The sequence below is a fragment of the Gemmatimonadota bacterium genome (assembly GCA_041390125.1).
Lineage (GTDB): Bacteria > Gemmatimonadota > Gemmatimonadetes > Longimicrobiales > Gaopeijiaceae > JAGQIF01.
Genome location: JAWKQN010000012.1, coordinates 131262 through 150668 on the forward strand (window position 1 = coordinate 131262; position 19407 = coordinate 150668).

Here is a 19407-nt window from a genome sequence, read left to right on the forward strand (position 1 = left end):
CCGCGGAAAAAAGGCGCGGTTTCGATCGTCCAATCCACGGATGCCACACATGGACCCGGGATGGAGACGATCGACGATGACGATGCGCGGCATGACGACACGACGTGCAGGGACGCTCGCGGCCCTGGTGGCCGCAGTGGGGAGCGCCGTGCCACTCCTGGCCCAGGGACCGGGCTATCCGGAGCTCTCCCGGGACGACGAGCTGCGGCTGGCCCTGAGCGCGGGACCGCCTTCGATCTCCCGCGAGGCGGAGCTCTGGGTGATGGGCGCGCGCGGCTTCGAGAAGGCCGTCGCGGGAAGCAACGGCTGGGCCTGCCTGGTCGTACGCAATGCCACCAACCGCATCCAGCTCGCACCCCACTGTTTGAATCCGGATGCGGTTGCCAGCGTGCTGCCCGCGTTCCGCATGGAGGCGGAGCTGCAGGCGCAGGGGCTCGGCGGAGAGGAGGTCAGCGCGCGCATGGACCAGGCCTGGAAGGAGGGCAGCCTGCCCATTCCGAGTGGCCCGGCGCACGCCTACATGCTGTCCAAGGGACAGCGCGTCGGGCCGCAAGGGGGCAACTTCCGGCCGCACTTCATGCTGTACGTGCCCTGGGCCACCAACGCCTCCATCGGTGGTGACCTGCGCCGCCCCGAGTTCCCCTTCGTCGGTCCCTACGAGAACCACCCGCTGTCGACGGTCGTGATCCTGATGGACGAGTTCGTCGATCCGGCCGACATGGTGGTGCCGCGGCGGTGAGCGCCGAGCCCGACCTGGTGCGGCGGGCCGTGGAGGGCGATACGACGGCACTGGCGACCCTGGTGGCGGAGCACCGTCCTGCGGTGGTGCGGGTGGCGCAGCAGATCCTGGGAGACCGCGAAGCGGCGGAGGACGTGGCCCAGGAGGCGCTCCTCCGGTTGCAGGTGGCCTTGCCCGGATTCCGCGGCGACGCGGAGCTCGCCACCTGGCTGTACCGGGTGGCGCTCAATCTGTGTCGGGATCACCTCCGCCGTCGGCGTCGACGCGAGGTGGTGCCCCTCACGCACCCGTCGGCGGGTCGGGCCCTGGCGGTGGAGCAGGAGCCCGGGGCCGGCGTCGACGTGGAGCGCGCCCGCGCGGCGGTGCGTGCCGCCATCGACCGCCTCCCTGCCGAGCAGGCCGAGGCGGTCCGGCTGCGCTTCCTCGCGGAGCTGCCCTACGCGGAGATCGCGCGCCGCACGGGTGTCCCGCAGGGGACCGTGGCGTCACGGGTGTTCCGCGCCCTGGTCCGCCTGGGCGAGGAGTTGGGACCCACAGCACATCTGGAGGTGGTGCGGTGAGCGGAGCGGACGAGCAACGACTGCTGGACTTCCTCGAGGGCCGGCTCGCCGACGAGGAGCGTGCGGCGCTGCTCGCCCGGCTCGAGGCCGAGCCCGCGCTGGCGGCGCGTCTCCGCCAGGCGGCCGCCGGGCTCGAGGCGGTGCAGAGCTGGGCGGAGGCCACGGCGGAGCGCTCCCCTCCCGAGCAGCGCCCCGCCGTGCGGGTCTCGCCCTGGTGGGTGGCCGGCGCGGTGGCGGCCACGGCCGTGCTGGCAGTGCCGATCACGGTGCGCTGGTCGGGCGGGCGCGTCCCGACGGACGTCGTCGCCGCGGGGCAGCCGGCCTCTCCGCAGCCCAGCTTCGTGCTGTTGCTGCAAGGCCGCTGGCCCGACGCCGGCGCGGTCGACGCGGCCGAGACCCGCCGGCGGGCGCGCGAGTACTGGGCGTGGACGGATGCGCTGGCGCGTGCGGGTGTGCTGGTCGCGGCCGGTGACCTGCGCTGGGAGCCCGGTGCCCGCGTCGATGCGCGGAGCGTGCAACGCGAGCTGGATCCGGGCACGCTCGACGACCCCGGCTTCCCGGTGGGGATGTTCGCGGTGCGGGTGGAGAGCTACGAAGAGGCTGTGGCGCTGGCGCGCGCGTGCCCGCACGTGCGCTACGGCGGAACGGTCGCGGTCCGCCGCGTGGGGGGGGGATTCGTCACCGTGCCCGGGATGGATGACTGGGCGGAATGACGTCCAGGAGTGGAAGCTCGGCCATCAGGACCGTGCGTGCCTCGGTGTCCTCGTGCTCGACGATCACCGCCACACGGTGACGGCGGTCGGACGCCAGGACCCGGGCCCGGCCGGGCAGGGGATGGCTGGACAGCACGCGGCCGCTACGATCCACGACCTCGACGAAGGAACGAGGCCAGAAGTCCCTGGACTCCCCCTGCTCGGTGTGCCGTCGCACGTCCCGCCAATCGCGGTAGCGCAGCACCGCGAAGCGCCCGCCCTCCAGGGCGGCCAGTCCCGTCAGGTTGGGCTGATAGGCTGCGCGTGAAGCGACCACGGGGGCGCCACGCACGGACTCCACCATCACCACCGGGTCGATGCCCCGATGGTAGAGGGGGAGCGCGACCGGATCGCCGAGCCGCTGCCCCTGCAGGTCATAGGCGGCGAGGGTGGCGCTCGCGTGCGTCAGGAGCCAGAGCGTGTCTCCCACGAACTCGGGGCTGACCTGGTTGAGGATCCGACGCAGGGTCGGATCGGCGTACGGCACCGGGCGGCCCGCCTCGGAGACGAGGGTGCCCTCCCCGTCCCAGATGCGGGCGAGCGCCACGCCCTCCCAATCGCTCTCGTGGTCCAGGACCGGCCCGACCGGTACCGCCAGCCAGGAGTCCACCCAGTGACCGTCCTGCGCGAGAGCGAACTCGCCCTGGTAGGGGAATCCGGCGGGGATCGGCGGCGTGGGGATGGAGCGGAGGTGGCGACCGGCGGAGTCGAACCACTGGATGCGATGCTGGGGCGCGTCGACGGCCATGAACGCAGCGCCGTCTTCGCGGCAGCGCAGGGAGCCCAGACCCCGGAACTCGCCGGGCGCCTCGCCCGCGCGGCCGAGGGTGCGGTGATGCTCGCCGTCGAGATCGAACCACTCGATCCGCGGCCCGGCTCCGTCCGCCACGAGCAGCCGGTCCCGGAGGAAGCAGAGGGAGCGGGGCTGGAGGAGAAGCGTGTCGCGGCCGGCGAAGCCCGTGCGCAGGTCCGTCCAGTCCAGCTCGGACGAGGGCGGCGGGTGTGCGAGGACCCGGTCCCCGTCCAGACCGAGCGCGCGGTCGAGGTCGTGGGCCGCTTCGGCCTGACAGGCGAGGGTCGCCAGGCCGGCGCAGAGGACGCCGCGTCCGAGCAGGGACGACCGCGACCAGGGACGTCTCAGTCGCACCCGCAGAAGGCGATGCAGTTGCCGCAGCACCCCAGCAGCGCACCCTCCCAGGGGTCCCAACACACGGACGTGCGCAGGGCCGCGGCCGCCGGCACCGCGATGACGAGGTTGACGGCCACGGTCAGCCCCAGGGCCCAACGCCGGATCGTTCGTGCGCGCTCTTCGTTCATCGTCCGTTCCCCGTCCTGAGGATGCGGCGCCTTCCGCTGCCGGGCGCCAGCGTCGAAGAACGTCACGAGGCGGCCCGACCGTTTACGGATCGTGGGCGCCTCTCGGTGTCGCGCTGCCTCTAGCGGTATCCGGCCGCCTGCAGCGTGAAGAGCTCGGCATAGCGTCCGCCGGCCGCCACGAGGGCATCGTGGGACCCGTCCTCCACGATGCGTCCACCTTCGAGCACGAGGATCCGGTCCGCCATGCGCACGGTGGAGAACCGGTGGCTGATGAGCACCGCCATGCGTCCTTCGGTCAGCTCGGCGAAGCGGCGGAACACCTCGTACTCCGCGCGCGCGTCCAGGGCCGCGGTGGGCTCGTCCAGGATCAGCACCTGCGCGTCGCGCAGGTAGGCGCGGGCCAGCGCCACCTTCTGCCACTCCCCGCCCGAGAGGTTGGCTCCTCCCTCGAACCGCCGTCCCAGCATGTGCTCGTAGCCCCGCTCCAGGCGTGCGATCACCGGTGCGGCCAGGCTCTTGTACGCGGCGCTCTCGATGCCCGCCGCATCCTCGATGCGCACGATGTCGCCCACGGCGATGTTCTCGCGGACCGGCATGTCGTAGCGCACGTAGTCCTGGAAGATGACCCCGATGGCGCGGCGCAGCGATTCCACGTCGTACTCGCGCAGGTCGATCCCGTCGAGCAGGATCCGCCCTTCGGACGGGTCGTACAGACGGGCGAGGAGCTTGACCAGCGTGGTCTTGCCGGCGCCGTTCTCGCCGACGAGAGCGATGCGCTCGCCCGGTCCGAGGGTGAAGGTGGCGTCGCGCAGCGCCCAGCGCTCGGCGTCCGGGTAGCGGAAGCCCACCCCTTCGAACCGGAAGCCCTCGCGGATGACGGCCGGGACCGGACGGCCGCCGTTGCGCGCCACCACCCGCGGCTTCATGTCGAGGAATGTGAAGAGATCGCCCAGGAACAGGCTCTGCTCGTAGATGCTGGCGGCATTGCCCAACACGGTGGCCATCAGATCGCGGGTGCGTCGGAACGAGTTGGCCGCGAAGGTCAGGTCGCCCAGGCTGATCGCTCCCACCAGGGTCCGCCAGGCCAGGAAGCCGAAGGCACCGTAGAACGCGCCGGTCGACACCGCGGCCAGCCCGGCGCCCACCGCGGAGCGGCGGAGCGCGAGGGCGCGATTGGCCTCGTAGAAGCGGTCGGCGAGCTCGGCGTAGCGTTCCACGAGGTGATCGGCGAGCCCGAACAGCTTGACCTCCTTCGCCGTCACGTCGCTCGACGCCACGTAGCGGAGGTAGTCGAGCTGCCGCCGCTCGGGCGTCCAGCGATAGAGCAGGGAATACGCCAGACCGGCGAAATGCGTCTCACCCAGAAACGCGGGAAGCACCGCGACGCCCAGCAGCGCCAGCAGCCAGGGGCTGAAGCCCAGGAGCGCCCCGAGCAGCGTCCCGATGGTGAGCAGGCTCTGCGCGGTCCCCAGGAGCAACGTCAGCAGCGCGATGCGCCCGACGGTCTGCCGGCGCGCGCGCTCGAGATGGTCGTAGAAATCGGGATCCTCGAAGTGCTCCAGATCGAGCGCGGCCGCGTGTCGCATGAGGCGCACGGACAGCCGGTTGCCGAACAGGTCCGCGAGGAGGCTCTCCACGAGCGAGGTGGCGCGCTGGAGCACCTCGAGCAGCAGGGCCACCCCGAGTTCCAGCCCGATCAGGGCCAGGAGCCGGGGCCAGGCGTCGGCGATGGAGGCGCGGCCCGCCAGCACCTCCTGCAGGACGTCGAAGATGAGCTTCGACACCCAGAACAGCGTGACCGGTCCGAAGCCCTGCAGGATGCGCAGCACGACCACGGCTGCGGCATATCGGGGTTCCGTCTCCCACACGAGCCGCAGGAAGGGCGGCACGAGCTTGAGCGCACGCAGGCGTTCCCGCAGCGGGGGCAGCGGCTCGTCGATCGGGCGGGCGCGCGGCCCCCGACGGGGACCGCCGGGACTACGCGGAGAAGGCACGTGGGATGCGGAGCGGGCGGCGGGCGGTCACCGGCTCGCGCCGGTGACCGCTCACAGCCGGGAGCGAGCTCAGTTGGCGCGCATGGAGAGGCCGCGCACTGTCGCCTCGGTGTTGTGGCCGAAGCGGATGCCGTAGACGCCGTCGGTGGACGACAGCTTCCCCGCGCCCAGCACGTCTGCCTTGGGATAGGTCGCCACGGTGGTGCCGTTGATGCTGCAGCTGACCTGGTCGTTCGTGACGGAGATGGCGATCTGCTGCGTCACGGCCTCTCCGGCACCGGAGGCCTTGTGCACGGCGTCGTGGGGCTGGGCGCGCCGACCGTTCATCTGGAACGGCTCGGGCCCGAATCCGCGCACGATGAAGGAGCCGTTGCCGTAGGCTGCGCAGTACAGGTAGGTCTGCCGGTCGGTGCCCATGGCGTTGCCGCCCACGAAAACGCCGTAGGGATGGGGATGGTTGTTCAGGTTCATGTACTGCGGCTCGGTGAACGTCGCGCTGACCGTGTAGCTGCCGTTCGCCGTGTTCGACGGATTCCAGTATGCGACGGCGGGTCCGGTGGTGACATGGAGTGCGTCGCCGTCGCGGGCGAGCCGCGCGTTCTCCAGGGTCTGTCCCTGCTGCGCCTCGGACGCGTCGATCCGGCCGGTCCAGCCGTCCACCGAGATCCCGCCGCCATCGACACGACGGACCTCCTCGGATTGGGCGGAGAGGGCGCCGGCGCCGAACGTCAGGAACAGCGCTGCGGCGAAGGGTGCGAAGGAGCGGGTGGGATGCATGCCTCGATCTCCGGTGAAGGTGGCCTGGACCGGAAGATACCCCGCCGGCCGCGGAAGCAGCCATCCGCCGGTCGGCCGGGTCCGGAGTGTGCGTCCGCTGGCCGGACCGGACGCGGCCTCAGCGGCGCCGCGACGCCCCGTAGAGCAGGAGGCCCAGGGCCGCCGCCACGCCCGCACCGAGCAGCTGCGCACGGGTCGCCGCTGTGACCAGCCAGAAGACCAGCCCCAGCGACGCCACGGCGACCAGGCCCCCCGCCGGCACCACGAAGCCGGCTGCGCCCACGTCCGTGCGCCGCCGGAGGACGGGGAGCGCGGCACAGGTGGACGCGTAGGAGAGCAGGCGGGCGATCACGCTGACGGTGGCGGCATACACGAACGAACCCGACAGGGCCAGCAGCAGGACCACGGCGGAAGACAGGTACAGCGCGGTGTCCGGGGTATGGAAGCGCGGATGGGTGGAGGCCAGCCAGCGCGGCAGCTCGGCCCGGCGCGCCTTCGCGAACAGGAGTCGGGGCGCCATCATCAACGTCACGTTGAGATTGCCGAGGATCGACACGAGCGCGCCAGCCGTGATGATCACCGCGCCCACCGGGCCCAGGAAGCGCGCTGTGGCGTCGGTCAGCGGCCGGCTCGCGTCCGCCAGCCCGGGCAGGGTGCCGATCGCCACCACCTGGACGAGCACGTAGACCGTGGTCACGACGCCGATCGCCAGGAGCAGGGCCCGGGGCAGGTCGCGGGCGGGGTCGCGGGCCTCGCCCCCGGCGATCACCATCGTCTCGAACCCGGCGAAGGCGTACAGCAGGAGCAGGACCGTGGCGGAGAACGCGTCCAGGGTGGGCGCCGGCCCGGGCGTGTAGCGGGTCGGCTCCAGGAAGAAGAGGCCCACGACCACGAACAGCGCGAGCGGAGCCAGCTTGGCCACCGTGAACACGTTGCTGGCCACCGCGGTGCCCCGCACGCCCCGCAGGTTGACCGCGGTCAGCCCGCCCACCAGCGTCGCGACCACCGCGACGCGGAAGACGCCGGTGTCGGCGCCGGGCAGGAAGAACGTGAGGTACGACGCGAACAGGTTGCAGTTGGCCGCCAGCGAGGCCACCCGCGCGATCCACATCATCCACCCCACCTCGAACCCCACCAGGGGCCCGAACGCCGTGCGGGCGTAGAGGTAGGGACCGCCGGTCTCGCCGAAGCGGCTGCTCACCTCGGCGAAGCACAACACGATGAGCAGCACCAGCAGCGCGCACCCCGCGAAGGCGGCGAGGCTGTAGACCCCGGTGCGGGCGTACGCCACGGCCGGCAGGCCGAAGATGCCTGCGCCGATGACGGTGTTGATGGCGATCCCCACCAGGTCCCACTTGCGGATCACCCGCACGAGGCCTTCGGCGGTGGGGGTGGGACCGGTGGAGGACGGGCTCACGCGCGCTTCACCCGAGCAGACGCGCGGTGCCGTAGCCTGCGAGCGCCACGACCGCCGTGAGGAACGTGCCCCAGGCCAGGTCCACGGGCACGATGGCCGCGGGGAAGCGGTCCAGCACCGCCAGGTTGGTGAGGTCCCAGGCCGCGTACGCGACCAGACCCAACAGGGCCCCCAGCCCCAGCGCCCGGGTCCACGTTCCGGCCTCCACCGCCGGCAGGACGGCGAGGACGAGCACACCGGTGAGGTAGATCAGGTAGAAGGCGAGGGCGGCGCCCCAGTGGACGTCGGCGCGCATGAGGCTGCCCAGGTGACGCCGGTACAGGTCGCGCGCGACCACCCCCAACCAGAGCAGGTCGAGCGCCAGGAACGCCACCAGCATGGCGCCGTAGACGGCGACCAGTCTCCCCGCGGTCACGAGGGGTGCCGCGCGGCGCTCATTGGCCGCCGGTCCGCTTCCGACCCTCGTCGCTCAGGGCCCGCGAGGGATCGCGCGTCAGACGGGCGATGAAGCTCGTGCGGCGGAAGCGGAGCGCGCTCCAGTCCTCGTCGATGGCGACTGCCCGCACGCCTTCGAATCCCGCGGTGCCGAGGGCGCTGAAGCCGGTGTCGCGGTCGAACTCGCACGTGAAGCGGCGCGACGTCTTCTTGGGCCAGGCGACCCAGACGATCGCGTCGCCGCGCACGCCGTCCGCGAGCGCGGCGGCGAGCGCCTCCACCTGACGCAGTCGGGTCGCGAACGCGATCACGAACTCGACCGGGTCGTCCGATGGGAAGGCGCGCAGCACGTGCACGCCGCGGAGCGCATCCAGCTGGGCCTCGAAGCTGGCGGGTGCGTCCAGGACCACGATCGGGTCGTGGTCCTTCAGGTTCAGCTTACGGAAGAGCGGATCCACGGGCGGCTCAACGCACGTCGGGCCCCAGCGCCCGGATCGGTCGGCTGAAGAGGAAGAACACGAGGCCGGCTCCGCAGGCGATGCCACCCACCGCCATGAAGAGCGCGGGAGGCGACATGGCCTCGAGCTGTCCGGCTGCCATCCCCGCGATCAGGTTGCCGAGTGACGTGCCCATGAACCACACCCCCATCATCTGCCCTACGAGTCGATGCGGCGACAGCTTGGTGACGCTGGAGAGCCCGACCGGGCTCAGCGCCAGCTCGCCCACGGTGTGGAAGAAGTAGGTCACGACGAGCCACATGGGGCTCACCGGGTTGTCGGGCGTGGCGAAGCTCGCCCCCCAGGCCAGGACGAAGAACCCGACGCCCAGCAGCGCCAGGCCCGCGCCGAACTTCACGGGGATGGAGGGATTGCGCCGGTCGAGCGCCACCCACAGGGACCCGACGACCGGTGCGAGCAGGATGATGAACAGCGAGTTCACGGACTGCAGCCAGCTGGTGGGCATCTCCCAGGAGCCGAAGGTGCGGTCCGTCAGACGCTCCGCGAAGAGATTGAGCGTCGAGGCCGCCTGCTCGAACCCGGCCCAGAACATGGCTGCGCCCACGAACAGGATGAAGATGTAGGTGACGCGCTTCTTCTCGTCGGCATCGAGGCCGCCCATGGCCATCAGGTAGGCGAAGTAGAGGACCGCGATCGACACGATCGTCACCCCGGTGCCTCCTGCGATCGCCTCGATGCTGAGCGAGAGCGTCCCGTTCGTGTCCAGCAGCCAGAGCAACCCGGCGACCACGACACACAGCGCCGTCCCCAGGATCAGCCCGCGCGCGGCCCTGGAGCGGGCGCCGGCGTCGCCGGTGTCCGGTAGACCCGCCGTGCCCAGGTAGCGATCGCCGAAGCGGTACTGGATCAGCCCGATGATCATCCCGACGCCGGCGGCGCCGAAGCCCAGGTGCCAGTTGATGCTCTCGCCCAGGTAGCCGCAGATGATGGGGCCCAGGAAGGCACCCAGGTTGATCCCCATGTAGAAGATCGAGAAGCCCGCGTCGCGTCGGGCGCCGCGATCGGCGTACAGGTCGCCGACCATGGCGCTGACGTTGGGCTTGAGCAGCCCGGTGCCGAGGGCCACGAGGCAGAGCCCCACGAAGAAGAGGGTGGCGCTCCCCATGGCCATCGTGAAGTGGCCCGCCGCGATGACGACACCGCCCCAGAAGACGGCCGAGCGCTGCCCGAGCAGGCGGTCCGCGATCCAGCCGCCCGGCAGGGCCAGCAGGTACACGGACGCGGTGTAGAGTCCCAGGATGGCGCCGGCGGTGCTGTCGGACATGGCCATGCCGCCGTCCGCCACCGCGGCGGTCAGGAACAGGACCAGCAAGCCACGCAGCCCGTAGTAGGAGAAGCGCTCCCACATCTCGGTGAAGAAGAGCGTGGCCAAGCCCCGAGGGTGTCCGAAGAACTGGGCCTCGACGTCCGTCGGGACCGGATGTGTCTGCGTCATGGGGATCTCCGTCCCGGGTCGTCCGCGGTGCTCCGCGCGGAGGGGGCGCTCCGCCGTCGGCCCACTCCGGACAGGGCAACGTCGCAGCAGAGTAGGGCGGGGGCGGTCGGTTTTCCAGCCGGCCCGGTCGGCTCGGGTGGTGCGGCGCGCGAGGCCGCCCCACCGGTGACCTCCGTTACACTGGACGCACCGAGGCCCGGACGGCAGACTCCTGCGACCGCTGGACCCCCACGCCGGAGCCCCACCGCCATGCCCGATCTCGGAGCGATCCACCCCATCGTCGTCCACTTCGTCATCGGACTCCTGTACGCCGGCGTGCTGCTTCGTGTGGCGTCCCTGTTCGGCCGCTGGCGGTTCACCGGCACGGCGGCGCTGCTCCTCATCCTGGCCGGGACCGGGGCCGCCGTGGTGGCCGTCAAGTCGGGAGCCGACGCCCACGGACCGGCCGAGCGCATCCCCGGCGCCCGTCCGGCGGTCGTCGAGCACGAAGAGCTGGGCGAGCGCACCCGCACGATCTTCCTGGCCGTGGCCGGTCTGGAGCTCCTGGCGCTCGCGCTGAGGAAGCGCCGCGAGAGCCGGGGCCTCCTGCTGGCCTCGGCGGCGGTGGGCCTGGTGGGGCTGTTCTTCCTGTACGAGACCGGAGAGCACGGAGGCGAGCTGGTCTACTCGTACGCCGGAGGCGTGGGCACGCGCACCGGCGACACCGAGGACGTGGGCCGCCTGCTCCGGGCCGGTCTCTATCACCAGGCCATGGTGGATCGCGAGCAGGGCCGCGGGACGGCGGCCGCCGAGCTCATCGCCGTGATGGCGGACCGCTGGCCGGAGGACGGGGAGGTGCAGATCCTCCACGCCCAGTCCCTGCTCACCGACCGGGAAGACCCGGCGGCCGCCCTGGCCCTGCTGGACCGCATCCCCGGCACCCGGGAAGGCCCGCTCCGCCTGCGGGCCGCGTACGTGCGCGCCGACGCGCTGGTGGCGCAGGGAGACACGGCGGGGGCGCGGGCGCTGCTGCAGGGACTCCTGGAGGAATTCCCGACCAGTGCCCAGCTCCAGCGGCGCCTGGAGGCACTCGGAGCCTAGGGGTCACGCCGGGCCCGGCCCGAGCGGGCACGGGCCCTGCTTCTGCGAACGGCGCGGACGCCGGGTGGCCGGGTCCGGGGGCCTGCGGACGCCATTGGTGGTGGTGCGGCGCGGTCCCCGCCCCTCATCCTGTCGGAGAACCGCAACACCCCCGTGGCCGGAAGGCGTGGACGCCTCCGCATGTCAGGGCGAGCTTCCCCTGGCTGGCGGACCCACTCCCCCGTCCTGGCGGACCCCGAACCCGAGGAGCAGGGCCGACGTGGCCATCGAACGCATCGACGACGTCGAGGTGGGCGCCGACTATACGGAGCAGCGCACCTTCGATCGGGCGCTGATGGAGACCTTCATCGCGTTCACGAGGGACAGCGCCGGCATCCACACCGACGCCTCCCATTCGGCAGGCATGGGGTTCGAGGACCTGGTGGTGCACGGCTTCCTGCTCTCGACGCCGTTCAGCCGCATCCTGGGCATGGAGCTGCCGGGCGAGCGGACGGTCATCGGGTCCATGGAGCTGAACTTCCACGAGCCCGTCTACAAGGGGGACACCGTGACGTACACGGCCACGGTGACCCGCGTGATCCGGCCCCTGCGCTCCGTGCTCCTCGATCTGAGGATCGTCAAGAGCGACGGTACGGTGTGCGTGAAGGGCAAAGCCAACTGCGTCTTCAAGTAAGCGAGGAGCGGACGACGTGAGCGATCAGCAAGGAGCGGTGATGAGCCTGGAGGCCTTCGAGCTGTTCAAGAGCCTGCTGTACAAGAACGCCTTCATGTTCCGGAAGACCTTCGACGCGGTCGAGGAGGAGTTCGGGCAGCCCTGGCGGGAGGAGTTCGATCTCCACCTCCGCAACCTCTTCGGGCTGGACGAGGAGCGCTACGTGTACGCCGTGAAGGGCTACACGAAGTTCGCCATCGACTTCATGCGCCTCGAGCGGCTCTTCAAGCAGAAGCGGGAGTACGAGCCGCAGACGTACGACGAGGCCAAGGAGCGGGTCTACATGAACCGCGACTACATGATGAACCTGTATCTGCCGGGCATCCTGGTGTCGCACTTCCTGTGGCGGCACCACTACCGGCAGTTCCAGTTCTACAAGGAGAAGTTCCTCCCCCTTCTGGACGCGCAGGAGGACAAGCGCTTCTACGAGGTGGGCACGGGCACGGGCTTCTTCACGGTCCAGATCCCGCGCCACGACCCCGCCTGGCACGGCACGGGGATCGACATCAGCCCGTATTCGCGCGAATTCACGCTCGACCAGGTGCGCGGCTGGGGCTTCGGCGACCAGTTCACGTCCAGCGACACCAACATCATCGGGGCCGGCCTCGAGCCGCTGCCCGTGGTGCAGTGCATCGAGGTGCTGGAGCACCTCTCGGATCCGCAGACGTTCCTGGACCACCTGCGGTTGATGCTCCGCGAGGGAGGAACCGGCTTCGTCACCGCCGCGCTGACCGCGCCCAACGCCGACCACATCTACCTGTACTGGGAGCCGGAAGAGGTCATCGCCCAGTTGGAGAAGGCGGGCTTCACCGTGCACGAGTACGTCGAGGAGAAGGGCTACGAGGCGCCGCCCGAGGAGATCGTCCCCAAGGTCGCGGCCTTCATCGTCTCCTGACGCATCGTCCTCATGCTCGAGAAGTCCTACGCCGAGATCCAACAGGATCTCAAGTCCCGCGACCGTTCCGGGCTGGTGGCCTTTCCGGTCACCGTGCTCCGCAACGTCGTGACCGAGCCGATCGAGCCCTACCTGCAGTGGTTGGGCGCGGAGGCCGGTCTGCGGGTGGACGTCTCGTTCGGGGAGTTCGACAACATCGTCCAGGAGGCGGTGGGCGGCGCTCCCCATCTGCTCGGGGCGGACACCGGGTGCGTCCTGGTCCACCTGCGCCTGGAAGGGATCTCCCCCGCGCTGGCCTCCGGCTTCACCGGTCTCGGCAGCGAAGAGGTGGCCGCCGAGCGCGGCCGCATCGAAGACCAGGTCCGTGCGGTGCTGGCCGGGATCCGGCGGCAGACCCGCGCGCTGATCCTGTGGCACGGCTTCGAGACCCCGCTCCACCCCGCGTACGGCATCGTGGATGCACATCAGGCGGAGGGCCAGGTCGCCACGGTGGCCCGTCTCAACCTCGCCGTCCGCGACGCCCTGGCGGAGCATGCCAACGCGTACTTCGTGGATCTGGACCTTTGCCGCGGCCGCATCGGCGGGAAGGCCTTCTACGACGCCCGGTACTGGCACATCGGACGGGCGCCGTACACGCGGGAAGCGCTGAAGGAGATCGCGCTCGAGGACATGAAGTACGTCCGGGCGCTGCGCGGCCGGAACAAGAAGTGTCTGGTCCTCGATTGCGACAACACGCTGTGGGGCGGGATCATCGGAGAAGACGGCCTGGCCGGGATCAAGCTCGGATCCGTCCACCCCGGATCCCCGTACCAGGAGTTCCAGCGCGAGATCGTGAGCCTGGCGCGGCGGGGCATCATCGTCGCGCTGTGCAGCAAGAACAACGAAGAGGACGTGTGGGAGGTCTTCGATCGGCATCCCGACATGGTGTTGCGTCGGGACGATGTCGCCGCCTGGCGCATCAACTGGCAGGACAAGGCCTCGAATCTGCGTGAGCTCGCCGCCGAGCTGAACATCGGGCTCGACCACATGGTCTTCGTGGACGACTCCGAGTTCGAGGTGAACCTCGTCCGGGAGATGGTGCCCGACGTGGAGGTGCTGCACCTGCCCGTCGCAGAAGCGGTGCACAAGCGGGATCGGCTCGCCGCCTGCGGGCTCTTCGACACCTTGACCGTGGCGGACGAGGATCGGCAGCGGAATGCCATGTATCGCGCCGAAGCCGGCCGTCGACGCCTGCAGAGCGAGATCACGGACCTTTCCGCGTATCTCGCGTCCCTGGAGATGGAGGTGGAGGTGCGGTTCGCCGACGCGCTCTCCACGCCCCGGGTGGCCCAGCTCACGCAGAAGACCAACCAGTTCAACCTGACCACCATCCGATACTCCGAGGCGGACATCCAGGCCGCGCAGAGCGGGCCCGACGCCGACGTGCTGAGCCTGCGGCTGCGGGACCGGTTCGGGGATACGGGACTGGTGGGTGTGGCGCTCCTGCGCTACGAAGGGGATCGGGCGCGGCTGGACAGCCTTCTCATGTCCTGCCGGGTGCTCGGTCGCAACGTGGAGGACCTGTTCCTGGAGCAGTGCCTGGCCCTGGCCCGGGTGCGGGGCGCGTCGGAGGTGGTCGGCGAGTACCGCCCGACGCCCAAGAACCGGATGGTGGCCCGCTTCTTCCCGGAGCGGGACTTCCAACCCGAGGAGAGGGACGGAGAGGTCGAACGGTGGGTGTTCCGGCTGGACGGCTGGGAGCCCCGCGCGTTCGGGCAGTTCAAGGCGGTACACACCGACGTCCCGGTCGCGGACCGGGTCGGAACCGAACACGGAGAGAGACGCGGATGAAGGAGACCGTTCGGCGAGTCGTCAGCAGCGTGCTCGGGATCCCCGAGGAGGAGATCACCGAGAGCACGGGGCCGGAGACCGTGGAGGCCTGGGATTCGCTCCAGCACATGAACCTGATCCTCGCGCTGGAGGAGGAGCTGGGCGTGCAGTTCTCCGACGACGACATCGTCTCGATGCTCGACGTCGGCAAGATCTACGACAAGGTAGGCGAGCTGGTCGCGGCCAGGTGAAGGCGGCCGGTCTCGACGTCGGACGGACGCTGCGGAGCCTCTCGCTCAAGCAGCTCTTCGTCCGTGTCGCCGAGGAGTACCTCTGGTGGATGGTCCGGAGCCTCCCCGGGTTCAGTGGCGTCTACCTGCGCTACTTCTTCCTCAAGGCGTGCGCGAAGCGCATCGATGGCTTCTGCTGGATCAGCCGGGGCTGCACGTTCGCCAACGCCTACAACCTCGAGCTCGGAAAAGGCGTCTCCTTCGGGCGCAACGTCCTCCTGGACGCGTTGGGCGGCCTGTCCATCGGCGCCAACTCCGGGGTGGGGCCCAACGCGGTGATCCTGGCCCAGGAGCATTCCATCGTGGACCGCGACCCGCTCGGGAACTCGGGACACCGCACCAAGCCGATCGTCATCGGTGTCAACGTGTTCGTGGGCGCGGCCACCTTTCTCAAGGCCGGCATCACCGTCGGGGACAACGCGGTGATCGCCGCGAACTCGAACGTCGTGATGGACGTGCCGGAAGGGGGTTGGGTGATCGGCGTGCCGGCGCGTCCCTATCCGCAGGTCATGCGCGAGCTGTTGCTGGCGCAGCGCAAGGCCGCTCCGCCCGCGCCGGAGCGCTAGCGGGTCGGGGGGAAGCCCGGCGTTCGCCGCTGCAGCCCGGAGCCGGGACCTCGTCAGCGCCGCAGAAGCTGGAAGGCGATCTCCCGCCCGGCGCCGCCCACGGTGGCCAGGTGGATCCAGGTCACCGCCAGCGCCTCCAGCAGGGCCGCGTTGCGCAGGGGACCGGCGTCCAGGGCCTCGAATCCCATGCGCTCGGCCAGACCCAGCGCCACCTGCTTGGCCTCGGCGTCGTCCCCCGCGAAGAGCGCCAGCGGCCGCGCCGGTTCGAACGCGGGGTCGGCCTGGATCTCCGCCCCGAAGTGGTTGAACCCCTTGAGCACGCGCAGGTGGGGAAACGCCTCGGCCAGGCGGGCCGCGACCGAGCCGCCTGCGGGTGGCGCCCAGACCGGGCCCTGGTCCCACCGGAGCGGATTCGTCAGGTCGACCACGACGGTCCCGGCGGCCGGGGCGGCGGCCGAGAGGGCCTCCACGGCCGCGTCGGCCGGCACCGCCACGAGGACCAGATCCGCCCCGGCAGCGGCGCTGCGAGGGTCCGAGGCGGGGCCGGGAAGGTCGGCCGGCGAAGGGATGTCGCGCAGGCCGTAGCGGACCGGGACGCCCACGGCCGCGAGGCGGCGGCCCATGGCCGACCCGACGGAGCCGGCCCCGAGCAAGGTGACGTGCATGATGGTTCTCCAGGTCGAGGGTGGTGGCGAGGGACCGGTCGGCGTCGCGCACGCGCACGCCGATCGGCGGGGGGGACTCAGCGGCCCAGGGCTTCGATCACCAGTCGAGCGGCGGCGCTCCCCGAGTTCTGCTGCTGGCCGGTGATCAGCCATCCGTCCCGTACGGCGAACGGACGGAAGGGCTGGTCTACGATGAAGTTCGTGTCCGACAGCGCCCGCGCCTCCGTCTCGATCCAGAAGGGTTGGAGGCGACGGCCTACGGCGTGGTCGGCGACCTCCTCCTCGCCGTTGGCGAATCCCGTCCAGGACCGTCCCCGCACCAGCAGGTCTCCCGACGTCAGGCGCGCGTCCAACAGCACGCAGGTGGCGTGACAGACCAGCGCCGTGGGCTTGGCGGCTTCGAAGAAGCGCACCACGAGACCGGCGACGTCCTCGTTTCCCCGGAAGGTCACCATCGGCGATTGGCCGCCCACGAGGAACAGCGCGTCGAAGGCATCGACGTCGACGTCGTGGATGGAGGCGGTATCCGCCAGGAGGGCGGTATGCCGCTCGGACCGCTTGAAGCCCAGGCTCAGCAGATCGTCGGCCGCATAGCCGCTCTCGTGTTCGGGGTCGCTGAAGGCGTCCGCTGCGAGGGCCCCACCGTCGGGGCTGCGGATCTCGATGGAGTAGCCTGCCTCGTGGAAGGTCCACCAGGGATGGACGAGCTCGGCCCACCAGAAGCCCACGGGCCACCCCGTGGTGGGGGACGTGGCGGGATTCGCCGCCACCATGAGGATGCGGCGGCCGGGAGAGCCGTGGGACCGGTCGGACATGGGTCGCCTCCAGAGCGGGATCGCGTGGAACTCCACGCTAGCGGCCCTCCGTCAGGATCGGCAGTATCTACATCCAGGACAGGTACTGTCATCCAGGATAGTGGAGTGGCCCATGCCCGGGTTCGAGCACGACGGGTCCAGCTTCAACAACCCCGTGGAGTTGGCCCTGCACGTGGTGGGGGGGAAGTGGAAGATGCCCATCCTGTGGCGGCTGCAGGACCGCACCTGGCGCTTCAATGAACTGCGCCGGAGTCTGAAGCGGGTCACCGACCGCATGCTGGCGCGTCAGCTCCGGGAGCTCGAGCGGGACGGTCTGGTCACGCGGACGGTGCATCCGGTGATCCCTCCGCACGTGGACTACGCCATCACCGACCTGGGCCGCTCGGCGCTGCCGGCCATCCGGGCGCTGCGCGCCTGGGGGGACGCCTACCGGACGGCGCGCACGGATCCAGCGACCGGTCCCGGTGTGCAAGCGGAGAGGGACAGCGGAGGCTGACGTGGGACCATCGATCTCAGCGAAGCTCGAACCATCGGTCGTCGGATGAGACGGAGGGCCGCCGTGCGCCTGCTCGCGGCACCGCTGGTGCTGCCGGGTCTGCGGATGCGCAGGTCGCGCGCCGGCGTGATCGACGTCCGGGACTTCGGCGCGCGCGGCGACGGGGCGGTCGACGACACCGCTGCCGTGATCCGCGCGCTGGGCGCGGCGGCGGAAGGAGACACTCTCTGGTTCCCGGGTCCGGCGGCCTACCTGATCGACGCCGTCGACCTGGGTCGGCATGGCCACGCGGGCCTGACCCTCGCCGGAGATGCGGATGCGCTGCTCCGCAAAGCCCCGACGGGTCGCTTCGGTGGCACCAACACCGAGCACCTGTTCTTCGATGCGCGCTCCGACGGGGCGTCCGACGGGCTGACCGTCCGCGCCCTGGCCTTCGAGCTCTCGGCCGCGGCCGCGCGGCCGGGCGACACGGTCTCCGCGTTCTTCCTGGCCCGGGCCGACGGGCTGCGCTTCGACGCCTGTCGCTTCGTCGACGGGATCGAGGAGGGTCTCAAGCTCTACGCCTGCCGCGACGTGGAGATCGTCGACTGTCACTTCGAGCGCCTGCGCAACGACGGCGTCCAGGTGCACGCGCCCCCGGCCGGGCAGGATGGCTACACCGGTCCTCGCGGCGAACGCGGGTGGCGCAACGTGGTGATCGAACGCTCCACCTTCCGCGCCATCGACGACGGGCTGGGTGGGGTGGAGGGACAGGGCGTGACGTTCAACTCGCGCTCCCCCATGGTGACGTGCACGGGCGCGACGGTCCGGGACTGCCTCTTCGAGCGCTGTGTCCGGGGCATCTGGGCCGAAGTGAACGAGCCGGGTGCACGGGTCCTCGACTTGAGGATCGAGCGCAATCGGGTGCTCGAGTCCGTCACGATCGGGCTGGGTGTGGTCGGCGTCGAAGACGCCGTTCTGGCCCGGAACGAGGTGATCGATCCCGTGGGGGCCGACGCGCGTTCCGATGCGCTGGCCGGGATCGTCGTGAGCGGCTCCTCGGCGCCGCGTCCGCGCTCGCGCCGCGTCGACGTGATCGGCAACCGCATCCTCGACCGTCGGGCGGGGCGTGCCCGCATGCCGGTGGGGATCGTGGTCCGGCAGGCGGACGACGTCCGCCTGCGGGGGAACCAGGTGCAGGGGGCGCGTGAGGAATCGGTGCGGATCGACCGCACCGCCCGGGGAGTGTCGCAGACGCCCTGAGGAATGGGGAGGCGTCTCCGCGTGGCCGAGCCGATGGAGAGACCGCGGGATGGGGCAAGGGTGGCCGGAGTGTGACGAGGACGTGCGCCGCTGGGTCCGGCAGATCGTACGGCACCTCTCCGCCGTGCTCGGGGAGCAGCATGTCGGCACCTACCTGCATGGCTCGCTGGCGAGTGGTTCGTTCCATCCACCCAAGAGCGACGTGGACATGCTGTTCGTGTCGGACGGCCCGTTGGCCGCCGACCGGCGGGAGGCCTTCGCCCGGACCTGCGTGGCGTTGACCCGGGAACGGCCGCTGGTGGGAAGCCTGGAGTGCTCCGTGGTGACCGCCGCGGCCGCCGCCCGACCCGTGCTGGACCTCCCGTACGAAGCGCACTTCGGGGACGAGCTCGTCGACGCGATCCTCGGCGGTCACCTCGACTACGGTGCGCGGCGGACCGATGCCGATCTCGTCGCCCACATCCGCGCGTTGCACGAGTTCGGCGTGTGCCTGTCGGGACCGCCGATCGCAGCCGTCTTCGGGGCGGTCGGACGTGCCGACTTCATGGCGTCCGTCGGCGCCGACCTGCGATGGATCCTCGAGGACGAGCACCTGCTGGAAAGCCCCTTCTACGGCGTGCTCAACGCGTGTCGGGCGCTCTGGCTCTGGAACCGCGCCTCGGAACGCTGGGTCCCCACCAAGGACGAGGCCGGTGTGTGGGCTCTCGGGGTGCTGCCCGCCCCCCTGCGCCCCACCGTCCTGGACGCCCTCGACGCGTATCGTGACGCCGCGCCGGTCCCCGTGGGCGATCGGCGCACCGGCGGACGGAGGTGGGACCGCGCGGCGCTCCTGGCGTTTCGCGACCACATCCGGTCCCTCTGGCCGGAGTGGCGCGGCTCCTGACGCCTATGCG

At 70.9% G+C, this 19407-nt stretch carries 22 protein-coding genes; 12 read left to right on the forward strand and 10 right to left on the reverse strand.

From position 1 onward, the window contains the following. The first annotated feature begins 91 nt into the window (after nucleotides 1-91). From R3E98_14365 to R3E98_14375, 3 genes are read left to right on the forward strand one after another with little or no spacing between them, the layout of a single operon-like run. Entirely contained in the window at nucleotides 92-739 is a 648-nt protein-coding gene (locus R3E98_14365) for a hypothetical protein (GenBank protein ID MEZ4424589.1), read from the forward strand. Further along, nucleotides 736-1299 carry an RNA polymerase sigma factor gene (locus R3E98_14370; protein ID MEZ4424590.1) on the forward strand — a complete coding sequence of 188 codons (564 nt, stop codon included), beginning with the start codon at nucleotides 736-738 and terminating at the stop codon, nucleotides 1297-1299. The genes R3E98_14365 and R3E98_14370 overlap by 4 nt, the downstream gene beginning before the upstream one ends. Beyond that, on the forward strand, nucleotides 1296-2012 hold the full coding sequence (locus tag R3E98_14375; GenBank protein ID MEZ4424591.1) for a YciI family protein: 717 nt from the start codon (nucleotides 1296-1298) through the stop codon (nucleotides 2010-2012). The genes R3E98_14370 and R3E98_14375 overlap by 4 nt, the downstream gene beginning before the upstream one ends. Here R3E98_14375 and R3E98_14380 read toward each other — a convergent pair. The 8 genes from R3E98_14380 to R3E98_14415 form a co-directional block, all read right to left on the reverse strand. After that, nucleotides 1978-3198 (reverse strand): hypothetical protein, encoded by a 1221-nt coding sequence (locus tag R3E98_14380; GenBank protein ID MEZ4424592.1) that lies wholly within the window; start codon nucleotides 3196-3198, stop codon nucleotides 1978-1980. The genes R3E98_14375 and R3E98_14380 overlap by 35 nt on opposite strands. Beyond that, nucleotides 3189-3368: a hypothetical protein gene (locus R3E98_14385; GenBank protein MEZ4424593.1), complete on the reverse strand. Its 180-nt coding sequence runs from the start codon at nucleotides 3366-3368 to the stop codon at nucleotides 3189-3191. Before R3E98_14385 ends, R3E98_14380 begins: the two co-directional genes overlap by 10 nt. 119 nt (nucleotides 3369-3487) lie before the next feature. Then, nucleotides 3488-5308, reverse strand: a complete 1821-nt coding sequence (locus R3E98_14390) for an ABC transporter ATP-binding protein (protein ID MEZ4424594.1) — start codon at nucleotides 5306-5308, stop codon at nucleotides 3488-3490. Nucleotides 5309-5431: 123 nt separating this feature from the next. Then, complete coding sequence (locus R3E98_14395) at nucleotides 5432-6139, reverse strand: hypothetical protein (protein MEZ4424595.1); 708 nt, start codon at nucleotides 6137-6139, stop codon at nucleotides 5432-5434. Nucleotides 6140-6257: 118 nt separating this feature from the next. After that, nucleotides 6258-7556, reverse strand: a complete 1299-nt coding sequence (locus R3E98_14400; protein MEZ4424596.1) for an APC family permease — start codon at nucleotides 7554-7556, stop codon at nucleotides 6258-6260. Nucleotides 7557-7563: 7 nt separating this feature from the next. Then, nucleotides 7564-7971: a DUF2177 family protein gene (locus R3E98_14405; GenBank protein MEZ4424597.1), complete on the reverse strand. Its 408-nt coding sequence runs from the start codon at nucleotides 7969-7971 to the stop codon at nucleotides 7564-7566. Between the two features lie 19 nt (nucleotides 7972-7990). After that, on the reverse strand, nucleotides 7991-8449 hold the full coding sequence (locus tag R3E98_14410) for a hypothetical protein (GenBank protein MEZ4424598.1): 459 nt from the start codon (nucleotides 8447-8449) through the stop codon (nucleotides 7991-7993). Between the two features lie 7 nt (nucleotides 8450-8456). Further along, complete coding sequence (locus tag R3E98_14415; protein MEZ4424599.1) at nucleotides 8457-9944, reverse strand: peptide MFS transporter; 1488 nt, start codon at nucleotides 9942-9944, stop codon at nucleotides 8457-8459. Nucleotides 9945-10193: 249 nt separating this feature from the next. Between R3E98_14415 and R3E98_14420 the strand changes: the two genes are divergently transcribed. The 6 genes from R3E98_14420 (at nucleotide 10194) to R3E98_14445 (ending at nucleotide 15296) form a co-directional block, all read left to right on the forward strand. After that, complete coding sequence (locus tag R3E98_14420) at nucleotides 10194-11024, forward strand: DUF2231 domain-containing protein (GenBank protein ID MEZ4424600.1); 831 nt, start codon at nucleotides 10194-10196, stop codon at nucleotides 11022-11024. A gap of 259 nt (nucleotides 11025-11283) precedes the next feature. Next, complete coding sequence (locus R3E98_14425) at nucleotides 11284-11697, forward strand: MaoC/PaaZ C-terminal domain-containing protein (protein MEZ4424601.1); 414 nt, start codon at nucleotides 11284-11286, stop codon at nucleotides 11695-11697. Nucleotides 11698-11713: 16 nt separating this feature from the next. Beyond that, nucleotides 11714-12631, forward strand: coding sequence for a class I SAM-dependent methyltransferase (locus tag R3E98_14430; GenBank protein MEZ4424602.1), 918 nt, complete (start codon nucleotides 11714-11716; stop codon nucleotides 12629-12631). Nucleotides 12632-12643: 12 nt separating this feature from the next. Next, entirely contained in the window at nucleotides 12644-14461 is a 1818-nt protein-coding gene (locus tag R3E98_14435) for an HAD-IIIC family phosphatase (protein ID MEZ4424603.1), read from the forward strand. Next, nucleotides 14458-14691 (forward strand): acyl carrier protein, encoded by a 234-nt coding sequence (locus R3E98_14440; GenBank protein ID MEZ4424604.1) that lies wholly within the window; start codon nucleotides 14458-14460, stop codon nucleotides 14689-14691. The genes R3E98_14435 and R3E98_14440 overlap by 4 nt, the downstream gene beginning before the upstream one ends. After that, entirely contained in the window at nucleotides 14688-15296 is a 609-nt protein-coding gene (locus tag R3E98_14445; protein ID MEZ4424605.1) for an acyltransferase, read from the forward strand. The genes R3E98_14440 and R3E98_14445 overlap by 4 nt, the downstream gene beginning before the upstream one ends. Nucleotides 15297-15349: 53 nt before the next feature. On the opposite strand, the gene R3E98_14450 is transcribed toward R3E98_14445, so the two are convergent. Together R3E98_14450 and R3E98_14455 are read right to left on the reverse strand one after the other, a co-directional pair. Further along, nucleotides 15350-15961, reverse strand: a complete 612-nt coding sequence (locus R3E98_14450) for an NAD(P)-binding domain-containing protein (protein MEZ4424606.1) — start codon at nucleotides 15959-15961, stop codon at nucleotides 15350-15352. A 77-nt stretch (nucleotides 15962-16038) separates the two neighbouring features. Beyond that, on the reverse strand, nucleotides 16039-16776 hold the full coding sequence (locus R3E98_14455; GenBank protein ID MEZ4424607.1) for a type 1 glutamine amidotransferase domain-containing protein: 738 nt from the start codon (nucleotides 16774-16776) through the stop codon (nucleotides 16039-16041). Nucleotides 16777-16888: 112 nt separating this feature from the next. On the opposite strand from R3E98_14455, the gene R3E98_14460 reads away from it, so the two are divergent. The 3 genes from R3E98_14460 to R3E98_14470 all read left to right on the forward strand — a co-directional run bounded on the left by R3E98_14460 (nucleotide 16889) and on the right by R3E98_14470 (nucleotide 19397). Further along, on the forward strand, nucleotides 16889-17272 hold the full coding sequence (locus R3E98_14460) for a helix-turn-helix domain-containing protein (protein MEZ4424608.1): 384 nt from the start codon (nucleotides 16889-16891) through the stop codon (nucleotides 17270-17272). Nucleotides 17273-17335: 63 nt separating this feature from the next. Beyond that, a complete protein-coding gene (locus tag R3E98_14465) occupies nucleotides 17336-18514 on the forward strand; it encodes a glycosyl hydrolase family 28-related protein (GenBank protein ID MEZ4424609.1) in 1179 nt (392 codons plus the stop codon). A 49-nt stretch (nucleotides 18515-18563) separates the two neighbouring features. Then, entirely contained in the window at nucleotides 18564-19397 is an 834-nt protein-coding gene (locus R3E98_14470; protein ID MEZ4424610.1) for a DUF4111 domain-containing protein, read from the forward strand. Nucleotides 19398-19407: the final 10 nt, after the last annotated feature.

What these genes read in the sequence shown, in the direction of transcription:
- R3E98_14470 (MEZ4424610.1), top strand. Translation starts at nt 18,564, where the DNA reads ATGGGGCAAGGGTGGCCGGAGTGTGACGAGGACGTGCGCCGCTGGGTC.
- R3E98_14415 (MEZ4424599.1), bottom strand. Translation starts at nt 9,944, where the DNA reads ATGACGCAGACACATCCGGTCCCGACGGACGTCGAGGCCCAGTTCTTC.
- R3E98_14385 (MEZ4424593.1), bottom strand. Translation starts at nt 3,368, where the DNA reads ATGAACGAAGAGCGCGCACGAACGATCCGGCGTTGGGCCCTGGGGCTG.
- R3E98_14435 (MEZ4424603.1), top strand. Translation starts at nt 12,644, where the DNA reads ATGCTCGAGAAGTCCTACGCCGAGATCCAACAGGATCTCAAGTCCCGC.
- R3E98_14440 (MEZ4424604.1), top strand. Translation starts at nt 14,458, where the DNA reads ATGAAGGAGACCGTTCGGCGAGTCGTCAGCAGCGTGCTCGGGATCCCC.
- R3E98_14395 (MEZ4424595.1), bottom strand. Translation starts at nt 6,139, where the DNA reads ATGCATCCCACCCGCTCCTTCGCACCCTTCGCCGCAGCGCTGTTCCTG.
- R3E98_14455 (MEZ4424607.1), bottom strand. Translation starts at nt 16,776, where the DNA reads ATGTCCGACCGGTCCCACGGCTCTCCCGGCCGCCGCATCCTCATGGTG.
- R3E98_14460 (MEZ4424608.1), top strand. Translation starts at nt 16,889, where the DNA reads ATGCCCGGGTTCGAGCACGACGGGTCCAGCTTCAACAACCCCGTGGAG.
- R3E98_14420 (MEZ4424600.1), top strand. Translation starts at nt 10,194, where the DNA reads ATGCCCGATCTCGGAGCGATCCACCCCATCGTCGTCCACTTCGTCATC.
- R3E98_14450 (MEZ4424606.1), bottom strand. Translation starts at nt 15,961, where the DNA reads ATGCACGTCACCTTGCTCGGGGCCGGCTCCGTCGGGTCGGCCATGGGC.
- R3E98_14365 (MEZ4424589.1), top strand. Translation starts at nt 92, where the DNA reads ATGACGACACGACGTGCAGGGACGCTCGCGGCCCTGGTGGCCGCAGTG.